This window comes from Clostridium sp., assembly GCF_050717635.1.
In the GTDB taxonomy this organism is placed as follows: domain Bacteria; phylum Bacillota; class Clostridia; order Clostridiales; family Clostridiaceae; genus Clostridium_AD.
Genome location: NZ_JBOITO010000030.1, coordinates 313,792 through 325,889, shown reverse-complemented (window position 1 = coordinate 325,889; position 12,098 = coordinate 313,792). Strand labels below are relative to the sequence as shown.

The following is a 12,098-nucleotide window of genomic DNA, read 5'->3' as shown; positions in this document are numbered from 1 at the left end:
GTTACAATGGGAAATCCAGCTAGAAAATTTTCTAAAGGTAGAAGAGATTCTCGAAGAGCGCAAACATTTAAACTTGGTTTACCAGGAATAGTTGAGTGTCCTCAGTGCCACGATATGAAACTTGCTCACAGAGTATGTAAAAACTGTGGTTATTACAAAAATAGAGAAGTTATTGCAATGGAAGCAAAATAAAAAGAAAGTCGAAAGACTTTCTTTTTATTTATAATTATATTCTATTAGGATATTAATAATACTAGGAATTCTTGCACATTATAGTATATAATATAAATATGTATTATTTATAAGGCACATTCAAAGTGAGGGTTTAAAATGGTAGTTGTTGTAGATGGTATGGGGGGGGACTTTTCTCCTAATGCTGTAGTTTGTGGATGCATAGAAGCTATAAAAGAATATGATGTAGAGATTCTAATAACAGGTCAAGAGGATTTAATTAGTGAAGAGCTAAAGAAGTATACCTATGATTTGAGCAAAATAAAAATTATTGATGCTAAAGAAGTTATTAGCACAAATGAACATCCAGTAATGGCTATTAAGAGAAAAAAAGATTCGAGCCTAGTAAAAGCCTTGAACCTTGTAAAAATTGGAGAAGCAGATGCTGTTATTTCAGCTGGAAGCACTGGTGCTTTTTTAGCAGGATGCACTCTTATAGTAGGAAGAATAAAGGGAATAGATAGGCCAGCTTTGGCACCGGTATTACCTGGTAAAAAGGGACCTTTTATGATAATTGATTGTGGTGCAAATGCAGAGTGTAAACCGCATTATTTAGTACAATTTGGACTTATGGGTAAAACATATTTTGAAAATATTCTGAAAATAAATAATCCATCTGTAGGCCTTGTAAACATAGGAACTGAAGAAGAGAAAGGTAATGAACTTTCAAAATCAGCTCATAAACTACTAAAGGTAGCAAATTTGAATTTTGTAGGTAATGTGGAAGCAAGAGAAATTCCTACGGGAGATATTAATGTAATTGTTTGTGATGGATTTGTAGGAAACGTAATTTTAAAACTATATGAAGGGGCAGTTGCTAATATTTTTGATATATTAAAAACTGGTATAATGAGTTCCTTTAGAACTAAAGTTGGGGGAATACTACTAAAACCAGTATTTAAAAAGTTTAAGAAGGATTTTGATTATAAAGAATATGGTGGAGCTGCGTTTCTGGGAGTAGATGGAATTTGTATAAAAGCTCATGGCAGTTCAGATGCTAAAGCTTTTAAAAATGCAATAAGGCAGGCCACAATATTTTATGAAAATAAAGTTGTAGATAAATTAAAATTAGAAATTGAAAATTTATCTCAGCAAGAAAAAAACGTGTAATTTGTAATTTAATAAAAGGAGGTGAAAATATTATGTTTGAAAAAATCAGAGCAACTATAGCATCACAATTAAGCATAGATGAAGAAGAAATAAAAATGGAATCATCTTTTATGAATAATTTAGGCGCTGATTCTCTTGACATTGTGGAACTTATAATGGCATTAGAAGAAGAGTACGAAATAGAAATTCCTGATGAAGATGTTGAGAAAATTACTACTGTGGGCGATGTAGTAGAATATATTAAGGCTCATACTGAAGATTAATACAAGGCCCCGCATTACAGCGGGCCTTTAACTTTTTGGAGTTTATTTTTGAATTTACTATTAAATCATTTTCAAAAGTAAATTGAAGAATAAACTTTATTAATTTTTTTTAGTTAATAGGAAGATAATAATTAGTATGAGATATTTAAATAAACTTCCGAAAAGGAGTAATGATTATGAAAATCGATATAAAACTACAGCAACTAGAGGAAAAGCTTGGGCTGAATTTTGGTGATAAGCAGCTATTAAAAGTAGCGATAACACATAGTTCCTATGCAAATCAAAAAAGAGTGGTTGAATTTAATGAAAGACTCGAATTCCTCGGAGATTCTGTATTACAAATTATAATATCCGAATACTTATATTGTCATTTTACTGAAAAGCCCGAAGGATATCTAAGTAAAATTAGATCGTTAATTGTTTGTGAAAATTCTCTTTGTGACATAGCTAATGGATGGGAACTTGGAATGTATATGAATATGAGCAAAGGTGAAGAAATTACTGGTGGTAGAAATAGGGTTTCAATATTGGCTGATTGTGTTGAAGCAATAATAGCTGCTATATACTTGGACAAAGGAATAGAGTATTCTAAGACATTTATACTTAAAAATTTTAAAAGGACAATTGAAAAAGCCATTAGCAATGAGATAGTCTTGGATTACAAGACTAAGATTCAAGAAATATTACAGCAGAACGGAGAAGTGGATATTTGTTATGAACTTGTAAAATTTGAAGGTCCACCACACAGAAGAGAGTTTTTCGTGAATTTATTAATAAATCACGCTATAAAAGGATCAGGCAGAGGTTACAGTAAAAAAGAAGCAGAACAAAATGCAGCTAAAGAAGTTATCATAAGGAAGGAGGGTTTGTATGAGTAATTTGCATTACATTATCCCTATTTTTGTTCCACATGAAGGGTGTCCACATGAATGTGTATTTTGTAATCAAAATAGCATAACGGGCACAAAGGGTACAAAGGTAAAAATTGATGCAATATATGTGGAGAAAACAATAAATGAATACTTAAAAACAATAACAAATAAAGATGCCCTTATTGAGGTATCATTCTTTGGAGGAACTTTTACAGCTATAAAAATGGAAAAACAAATAGAGCTTTTAACTGTTGCTAAGAAATTCAAAGATAATAATAAAATAAAATTCATTAGATTATCTACAAGACCAGATTATATTGATGATAATATATTGCTAAATCTTAAAAAATACTCTGTAGACATTATAGAACTTGGAGTTCAATCATTGGATACAGAAGTCCTATTAAAATCTGGTAGAGGTCATACTGCTGTTGATGTGGAAGATGCTTCAATACTTATAAAGAAGTATGGGTTTACCTTAGGACATCAAATTATGATAGGACTACCCTCGGACAATATAAATAAAGATATAGATACGGCTAAAGGAGTTATTGTTCTTAAACCAGATATTTGTCGGATATATCCCGCTCTTGTAATTAAAGATACACCTATGGAAAGCATGTATGCACAAGGAAAATTTGTACCGTATTCATTAAATGAAGCAGTAGATATAAGCAAGATTATTTACATTATGATGATTGCAAACAGAATAAATGTTATTAGGATAGGGTTACAACCCACTGAAGAAATTTCAAAAGGCAATGACTTAATAGCAGGACCATTTCATCCTGCATTTAGAGAGCTAGTGGAAGGTAGTATATATAATGATTTGTTATACTATGTAATTATGAATAATATCAATAGTAACACTAGTCGCATTAAAACAAATAAGGTTTTAGTGAAAATCAATCCGAAAGATATATCTAAACTTTACGCCAATGGTAAAATATATTTTAATGATATGAAAAAACATATAAATACAATGTGTATAGAGGTATCTCAAGATATTTCTATAGAAATTGGAAGCGTTGGTGTAAGTATAGGGATTGAATGTATTATTATGACCGTATATGAATATGCATCAATGAAGTATAGTGAAGAATTTTAATTTATTATAGAAAAACCGTATACGCGGTTTTTCTAATTTATGTATAAACACTATGGATTGATATTTTCATGAAAATGCACTAAAATAAAGAGTAGCATAAAAATTAAAATATGAGGTGAATTATGAGTAAGAAAAAAAGAGAAAAAAGACAAAAAATATTGATTTATGGCATAGTTGTAATTTTTGTATTAGGTTTCATATTGCCAATGTTATTTAGGTAAAATAGGAGAGTGTTCCCATGTTTTTGAAATCTATTGAAATTCGAGGATTTAAATCCTTTGCAGATAAAACAGAATTAACATTCAAAAAGGGCATTACGGCAGTAGTAGGCCCTAATGGTAGTGGGAAAAGCAATATATCTGATGCTGTTAAATGGGTACTTGGGGAACAAAGTGTAAAAAATCTCCGTGGGGATAAAATGGAGGATGTTATATTTGCAGGTACTCAGTTTAGAAAACCAGTTGGCCTTGCACAAGTTTCCCTTACTTTAGATAATAGTGACAGCGCGCTTAATATTGATTATTCTAATGTGACAATATCTAGAAGATTATATCGGTCTGGAGAAAGTGAGTATTTAATAAATAATACATCTTGTAGATTAAAAGATGTTCAACAGCTTTTTATGGATACGGGTATTGGAAAAGAAGGGTACTCAATTATTGGACAAGGTAAAATTGATGCTATTTTGAGTGGAAAAACTGATGATAGAAGAAAACTATTTGAAGAGGCGGCAGGTATTGTAAAATTTAAGACAAGAAAAGAAGAAGCTCAAAAGAGATTGGACAATACAGAGCAGAATATGATTAGAATAAACGATATTTTAAGTACCTATGAAGAAAGATTAGAACCGTTAATGAAAGAAAGTGAAAAGGCAAAGAAGTTTTTAAAGTACTTTGAACAGTTAAAAAGTAAAGAAGTAAGTTTGATTATTGATTTTATAAATAAAGTTGAAGAAAAAATGAAAATTTTACAGGGTCAATGTGCTAAATTAAATGATGATGTTGTAAATTACACAGATATAAAAAATAAGGTAAGAAGTGATAGTGAATACTGGAAGGCTGAATCTGAAAAATTTGAAACTAAAAACCAAGAAGAAAAACAATTATATTATAATAACAAGCTAATTTACCAAAATAATACTTCTGAAATAAATATTCAAAATGAGAGAATACAAAATTTAGATAAAGTTATTAATAAAACTTCAGAAGATAGTGATGACGTTCATAAAAAACTTCTGGTTCTTAAATGTAATTTGGATGAACTAGAGAATTCTTCTAATAATATAAAAAATACTCAAGCAGAAATACAAGAAAAAATTGGATATGAAGAGAGAAAAATTGTAAACATTCAAGAAAACATAAAAGTCCAAAGTGATGAAGCTAGAAATCTAAAAGAAGAAGAGCAGTTTATAATCCATAAAACTATGGAAATTAGTAATAAATTATTGATTCTAAACAATAATATAGAGAGTGCTGAGAAAAGAGTGGTTTTCTTAGTGAATAAAATTGAAAACATTGGTGAGGAAGTAAAAATAAATACCAACACAAAATTAGATTATAAAAACCGAGTGCAACAAATTATAAGTAAAATAGAGGATTATGAATTAGTAATTAATGAGAACAAGCAGAATCATAGTAAACTCCAAAACATTTTAACCAATGATGAAACGATTATAAAAAACTGTAATATTAAAATGAGTAAAACAGAAGCTAATTTTAATGTGCTTACAAATTTAGAAAAAAAGTTTGAAGGCTATAATAAGTCAGTAAAAAATTTAATGGAGCATATAAATCAGGGTAAGGTAGGGAACATTTCTGAATGTTTCGTACTTGGAGAGGCTATAAAGGTCGAAAAAAGATTAGAAGTAGCAATAGAAATTGCATTGGGTGGTTCTATATCACACATAATAACAAAAGACGAAATCGTAGCAAAAACATTAATCAATTATTTAAAGGGCCATAGTTTAGGAAGAGCTACATTTCTGCCTTTAAACATTATTAGGGGTAAAAAACTTAACATTTCAAATGAAACTAAAGACCATGATGGCTTTGTTGGAATTGCAAGCGACCTTATAGGCTATGATGATAAATTTACTGAAGTTATGACATCTATTTTAGGAAGGACAATTATATGTAGTGATATGGATTCGGCCTTACAAATATCTAAAAATAATAATTTTAGATATAAAATTGTAACACTCTCAGGAGAAGTTATAAATCAAGGGGGATCATTAACTGGTGGAAGTATATACTCAAAGACTTCTAGTATAATTGGGAGAAAAAGAGAAATACAACAATTGGCTGCTGATTTAAATACTTTAAAAAATGAATATTTTATTTATACAGATAAAATAAAACAATGTAAATTTGAAATCGCAAGATTAGATAAAGTAAGTATAAATACATTGGATGAGGTTCATGTGCAAAGCATTGAGAAAACTAAGATGGAAGCTAAAATAAATTCATTAGAAGATGAAACAGATAGACTTAAAAAGAATCTTATGGATTTAGAGAATGAAAAAATGTCTGAAAAGAGTAAACTTTCTAGGGATAATAGTGAAATTAGTGAAAATAATGCCTCAGCTCTAAAATTAACAGGTGACAGTGAAAGAATTCAGCAAAAACTTTCGGTGGATCATTCCAAATTAAAGGATAAATTGCAAGAAATCGAGAATATAAAGGGAATAATTATCGATGCTAAGATAAAAAAAGCTGGAATCGATGAGGTAATGCAGAATAAACTTTCTGAAGTACAAAGGTTAAATGGAGAAATGTTTGTGCATAATGAAAAAATAACTTCGTTTTCTAGAGAAATACAAGAAGCTTTGGAAAGTAAAAATAGTAGTGAAAAGGCAATAGAAAGTGCTAATGAAAAAGTAAAAGAGATAACTACTAATTTAGAAAAAACGGAAAAAAGCCTTAAAGACCATGAAATACAGAGAATTAAAATTAAAGAAAAAATAAAAATAAACGTAGATAAGTTAGAGGATGCTACGCTAATGTTAGAAAAAAACGAGAAAGATTTATATAAATGTGAGCTGGCATTAGCAAAGGTAGAAATGGAAAAGGGTGTTAATTATTCCAAGTTGAACGATGATTTTGAGCTAACATATGCAGAAGCACTTAAATTTAAAATTGAAATCGACGATATTGACCTTCTTAAAAAGGAAATAAAGGCATTGAAAGGAGAAATATCAATGCTTGGAGAAGTTAATGTAGGTGCTATCGAAGAGTATAAAGAAGTTAAAGAAAAATTCACTTTTATGGACAGCCAAAAGGAAGATTTGATATTAGCTAAAAATGAACTATTGACAATGATATGTGAAATGACTGAAAAGATGAAAAAAATATTCGCAGAAAATTTTATAATATTAAGACAAAATTTTAATGAAACCTTCGTGGAATTGTTTAAGGGTGGAAGTGCAGATTTGATGCTTACGGAAGGTGATGAACTTACAGCAAAAATAGATATTAATGTTCAACCGCCAGGTAAAAAACTACAAAACTTAAGTTTGATGTCTGGTGGAGAAAAAGTTTTATCTGCAATTGCATTATTGTTTGCTATATTAAAGATGAAGCCAACACCCTTTTGTATTTTAGATGAAATTGAAGCAGCCCTTGACGATGCTAACGTAATTAGGTATGCTGAATTTTTAAAGAAATTCTCGGGCAGCGTTCAATTCATTATAATAACTCACAGAAAAGGAACAATGGAGGCTGGAGATGTACTATATGGCGTTACCATGGAAGAAAAAGGAGTGTCGAAAATAGTGTCTGTAGAGTTTAATAAATAAAGAAAATATTATATGGCAGCAAAAACAACTAGGAGGCTTTAAAATGTTTGGTGGATTTTTTGAAAAATTAAAAGATGGATTAGCAAAAACTAGAAGTAGTATAAGTGAAAAAGTTAGTGAAGTATTAAAATTGGCACTTACAATTAATGATGATTTATATGAAGAATTAGAGGAGATATTAATTACTGCCGATATAGGGGTAGAGACTTCTATTTACATTATCGAAAAGCTCAAAAAAAAGGTGAAGGAAGATAAAATAAAGGAACCTTCAGAAATTATGCCTTGTTTAAGAGAAGTTATAACGAATATATTAATTGAAGGTGAAACCTCAATAAAACCTATAGAGATTCCCAAAGTACTACTCATAATTGGCGTTAATGGAGTTGGAAAAACTACTTGTATTGGTAAAATTGCATCAAAGTTAAAAAATGAAAAATATAAAGTGCTAATTGCAGCAGCAGATACTTTTAGAGCAGCTGCAATTGACCAGTTAGAGGTTTGGGGCAATAGAGCAAATGTAGAACTCATAAAACAGCAAGAGGGATCAGATCCTGCTGCTGTAGTTTTTGATGCTGTTCAAGCAGCAAAAGCAAGAAAAGTTGATGTGCTAATTTGCGATACGGCTGGTAGACTTCATAATAAAAAAAATCTTATGGACGAACTTTCGAAAATAAATAGAGTAATTAAAAGGGAGTACAGTGAGGCACATATGGAAACTCTGTTAGTACTTGATGCTACAACAGGTCAAAATGGTGTGCAACAAGCAAAACAATTCATGGAAGTATGTACCATAGATGGTATAATACTAACTAAATTAGATGGTACTGCTAAAGGTGGGATTGTAATATCTATAAAAAAACAACTGCATATACCTGTTGTGTATATAGGTGTTGGTGAAGGTATAGATGATTTACAAGAATTTGATGCCAGTGATTTTGTAGAAGCGCTATTTTAAAATTCACCTTGCAAAACATCAATTATATAAAATAACAACCTGTTAAGCAAAATTACTTGACACCGAATATAAATTCTGATATTATATTACTTGTGAGTAGGTGATGAAATGGAAAAAAGATTTGAAATTTCACTATTATTTGATTTCTATAGTGAATTACTTACTGAAAAGCAAAAGGATATAATGGATTTGTATTTTAATAATGATTTATCACTATCAGAGATAGCAGAAATTAATAAGACGAGTAGGCAAGCTATCCACGATACTATTAAAACATGTGAAAAGTTACTTTTAGTATATGAGGAAAAGTTAAAACTTTCAGATAAAGACCATAAACTGAAAGAGATATATGGAAACATAATATATGAATTAGATAAATTACAGATTGATGTAAAAGATGACAAAATGAATCAAATTATATATGATATAAAAAACCAAATAATTGAGAACATTTAGGAGGTTTATTATGGCTTTTGAAGGACTATCTTCTAAGTTACAAGATACGATAAAAAAATTAAAAGGTAAGGGTAAACTTTCTGAAAAAGATATCAAAGATGCTATGAGAGAAGTAAAACTAGCACTCTTTGAAGCTGATGTTAATTATAAAGTAGTTAAGGATTTTGTAAAAAATGTTAGTGAAAAATGTTTAGGCAATGGAGTAATGCAAAGCTTAACACCTGGCCAACAAGTTATAAAAATTGTTAATGATGAATTAACAAGTTTAATGGGGAATTCAGAGTGTAAATTAGAGTTTTCTATGAATGGAATAACAGTTATAATGCTTGTGGGTCTTCAAGGTGCAGGTAAAACCACAATGGGCGGAAAACTTGCGCTTTCACTTAAAAGAAAAAATAAGAAACCATTATTAGTTGCTTGTGATGTATACAGGCCAGCAGCAATTAAGCAACTTCAAGTAGTAGGGAAGCAAATTGATGTTCCAGTATTTACTATGGGAGACAAGGTAAGCCCTGTAGATATAGCCAAAGCATCTTTAGCTTTTGCAAAGGAAAATGGTAATAATGTAATTATAATAGATACTGCAGGAAGACTTCATATAGATGAAAATCTAATGGAGGAACTGCAAAATATAAAAGCGTGCATGCAGCCAAGTGAAATTATGCTTGTAGTAGACTCAATGACTGGCCAGGATGCAGTTAATGTGGCAGATAGCTTTAATTCACAGCTAGATATAACTGGTGTTATTTTGACTAAATTAGATGGAGATACAAGAGGTGGAGCTGCACTATCTATTAAAGCAATAACTGGCAAATCTATAAAATTTGTTGGTGTTGGTGAAAAAATGAGTGATTTAGAAGTTTTTTATCCTGATAGAATGGCATCAAGAATACTTGGTATGGGCGATGTGCTTTCATTAATCGAAAAAGCGCAGCAATCCATAAATGAAGAAGAGGCAAAAGAACTTGGAAACAGAATGATGTCGCAAGAATTTAATTTAGATGATTTTTTAGCGTCAATGCAACAAATAAAAAAACTTGGACCATTAAATAAATTAGTTGAAATGATGCCAGGCGCTAATAAAAAAGAATTGCAGGGTGTAGATTTATCTCAGAGTGAAAAAGAAATGGGAAAAGTTGAAGCTATTATAAGGTCAATGACTGTAGCAGAAAGAAAACATCCTAGTTTGATTAGTGGTTCTTCTTCTAGGAAAAAGCGAATTGCTAATGGGTCAGGCACTTTAGTGCAACAAGTAAATAAGTTATTAAAGGATTTTGAGATGATGAAAAAATTTATGAAACAAGCTAAGGGATTCCAAAAACCTGGTAAAAAAGGTATGTTTGGTAAAATGCCTTTTTAATAAAATAACTTAGGTTATAATAATATACATTTAAAGGAGGTGATATACGTGGCAGTTAAAATAAGATTAAAAAGAATGGGTGCTAAACATGCTCCATTTTATAGAGTAATAGTTGCAGATTCAAGATCTCCTAGAGATGGAAAATTCATTGAAGAAATAGGATATTACAATCCAAGAACAGAACCAACTACAATTAAAATTGATACTGAAAAAGCAGCTAGTTGGATAAAAAAAGGTGCTCAACCATCTGATACAGTTAAAAGATTACTTAACAAAATAGCAGTCAACTAGAAAAGTTTATAAGTAATGAATGGAGGGTTTTCCATGAAACAGTTACTTTACGTATTGGCAAGGTCTTTAGTTGATAAACCTGAAATGGTAGTAGTAAACGAAGTAGCTCATGAGCACACGGTAGTTCTTCAATTATCTGTGGCGAACGAGGATATGGGAAAAGTTATTGGTAAACAAGGTAGAATAGCTAAAGCTATTAGAACTGTTGTAAAGGCAGCTGCTGTTAAAGAAAATAAAAAAGTAGTTGTTGAAATAAAGTAAGAGTTAGGTTCTGCCTAACTCTTATTTTAATATAAGCAATTTGTAAGGAGGATTTTAAGTGAAAGATTTTATGGGTGTTGGTCAGATTGGTAAAACACACGGGTTAAAGGGTGAAGTTAAAGTTTTTTCATTAACTGACTCGCTTGAAAGATTTAAGAAATTAAAAAATGTATATATTGATGGCGAAATCAGAAAAATAGAAGGATGTAAACTTCAATCAGATAAAGTAATATTAAAAATTGAGGGTATAGATAGTATAGAACAAGCGGAGACTTATAGAAATAAGATTCTTATGGTTAGTCGTGAAGAGGCCATTCCACTTGAAGAGGATAGTTATTATGTAGCTGATCTTATAGATTGTAGTGTTTTTGATACAGATGGAGGAGAACTTGGAAAAATATATGACGTTCTTAGTACACCAGGTAATGATGTATATTGGGTTAAGGGAGATACAGAAGTGCTTATTCCGGTACTTAAGGATATAGTTGTTAGTATAGATATTAATAAACGTGTAATAATAATTAAACCAGTAAGTGTTTGGTCAGAATGAAAATAGACATTTTAACACTATTTCCTGAAATGTTTGAAATATTTAATAGCAGTATAATTGGAAAAGCCAGAGAAAAAAACATACTGAATATTTCATCTCACAATATTAGGGACTATGCATTGAATAAACATAAAAAAGTAGACGATTATCCTTATGGTGGTGGAGCTGGTATGGTAATGCAAACTCAACCAGTGATTCACTGTATTAATGATGTTAAATTGTGTAATAGTGGAAAGGTGATATTTTTAGGGCCAAGAGGTAAAACTTTCACTCAGGAAATGGCTAAAAACCTATGTAAGGAAAGTGAATTAATATTTTTATGTGGTCATTATGAAGGCATTGATGAGAGAATCTATGACTATATAGATATGGAAATTTCACTGGGAGATTATGTTTTAACAGGTGGAGAAATGGCATGTATACCTATAGTGGATAGTATCTGTAGACTGATTCCAGGAGTATTATCTTGTAGTGAGAGCTTTACTGAAGAGTCTTTTTATGATGGACTACTGGAATATCCTCAGTATACAAGGCCAGAAAGTTTTGAAGGTGAAAGTGTTCCAGAAATATTGACCTCAGGGCATCATGAAAATATACGGAAGTGGAGAAGAACTCAGTCTCTTTTAATAACTAAAGAAAAAAGACCGGATATGTTTCAAAAACTTGAACTTACTAAGGAAGACAAAAAATTACTCAGTGTGGCCTATAAAATAAAAGAATAAGGCTATAAAAGGTATTTTTATGTTGATATATATATATAGTTATGTTAAAATATACTTTGTGCTAGTACGGACGGTCCTCTGCTATATTTTATGGGCATGAACGTCACAATAAAATATTAGGAGGGA

General features: G+C 30.6%; 13 protein-coding genes. All 13 read left to right on the top strand.

Translation table 11 applies throughout. From position 1 onward, the window contains the following. Positions 1–6: 6 nt before the first annotated feature. The 13 genes from rpmF (at position 7) to trmD (ending at position 11,972) form a co-directional block, all read left to right on the top strand. Positions 7–192 carry a 50S ribosomal protein L32 gene (rpmF, locus tag ACREWB_RS14845; RefSeq protein ID WP_291641753.1) on the top strand — a complete coding sequence of 62 codons (186 nt, stop codon included), beginning with the start codon at positions 7–9 and terminating at the stop codon, positions 190–192. Positions 193–330: 138 nt separating this feature from the next. Next, the gene (gene plsX / locus ACREWB_RS14840; RefSeq protein WP_431548222.1) at positions 331–1,341 is read left to right on the top strand and encodes a phosphate acyltransferase PlsX; all 1,011 of its coding nucleotides are present in this window, start codon (positions 331–333) and stop codon (positions 1,339–1,341) included. 29 nt (positions 1,342–1,370) lie between these two features. After that, positions 1,371–1,604 (top strand): acyl carrier protein, encoded by a 234-nt coding sequence (gene acpP / locus ACREWB_RS14835; RefSeq protein ID WP_431548377.1) that lies wholly within the window; start codon positions 1,371–1,373, stop codon positions 1,602–1,604. A gap of 176 nt (positions 1,605–1,780) precedes the next feature. Continuing rightward, positions 1,781–2,482 (top strand): ribonuclease III, encoded by a 702-nt coding sequence (rnc, locus tag ACREWB_RS14830; protein ID WP_431548221.1) that lies wholly within the window; start codon positions 1,781–1,783, stop codon positions 2,480–2,482. Further along, entirely contained in the window at positions 2,475–3,584 is a 1,110-nt protein-coding gene (locus tag ACREWB_RS14825; RefSeq protein ID WP_431548220.1) for an elongator complex protein 3, read from the top strand. Before rnc ends, ACREWB_RS14825 begins: the two co-directional genes overlap by 8 nt. 238 nt (positions 3,585–3,822) lie before the next feature. Continuing rightward, on the top strand, positions 3,823–7,377 hold the full coding sequence (gene smc, locus ACREWB_RS14820) for a chromosome segregation protein SMC (RefSeq protein ID WP_431548219.1): 3,555 nt from the start codon (positions 3,823–3,825) through the stop codon (positions 7,375–7,377). A gap of 43 nt (positions 7,378–7,420) precedes the next feature. Continuing rightward, positions 7,421–8,332, top strand: coding sequence for a signal recognition particle-docking protein FtsY (gene ftsY, locus ACREWB_RS14815; protein ID WP_431548218.1), 912 nt, complete (start codon positions 7,421–7,423; stop codon positions 8,330–8,332). Between the two features lie 108 nt (positions 8,333–8,440). Next, entirely contained in the window at positions 8,441–8,788 is a 348-nt protein-coding gene (locus ACREWB_RS14810) for a putative DNA-binding protein (protein ID WP_431548217.1), read from the top strand. A 10-nt stretch (positions 8,789–8,798) separates the two neighbouring features. Further along, positions 8,799–10,148, top strand: a complete 1,350-nt coding sequence (gene ffh, locus ACREWB_RS14805) for a signal recognition particle protein (protein WP_431548216.1) — start codon at positions 8,799–8,801, stop codon at positions 10,146–10,148. A gap of 48 nt (positions 10,149–10,196) precedes the next feature. Beyond that, the gene (rpsP, locus tag ACREWB_RS14800) at positions 10,197–10,439 is read left to right on the top strand and encodes a 30S ribosomal protein S16 (RefSeq protein WP_431548215.1); all 243 of its coding nucleotides are present in this window, start codon (positions 10,197–10,199) and stop codon (positions 10,437–10,439) included. 33 nt (positions 10,440–10,472) lie between these two features. Then, complete coding sequence (locus ACREWB_RS14795) at positions 10,473–10,700, top strand: KH domain-containing protein (RefSeq protein WP_431548214.1); 228 nt, start codon at positions 10,473–10,475, stop codon at positions 10,698–10,700. 58 nt (positions 10,701–10,758) lie between these two features. Beyond that, the gene (rimM, locus tag ACREWB_RS14790; protein WP_431548213.1) at positions 10,759–11,250 is read left to right on the top strand and encodes a ribosome maturation factor RimM; all 492 of its coding nucleotides are present in this window, start codon (positions 10,759–10,761) and stop codon (positions 11,248–11,250) included. After that, positions 11,247–11,972: a tRNA (guanosine(37)-N1)-methyltransferase TrmD gene (trmD, locus tag ACREWB_RS14785; RefSeq protein ID WP_431548212.1), complete on the top strand. Its 726-nt coding sequence runs from the start codon at positions 11,247–11,249 to the stop codon at positions 11,970–11,972. Before rimM ends, trmD begins: the two co-directional genes overlap by 4 nt. Positions 11,973–12,098: the final 126 nt, after the last annotated feature.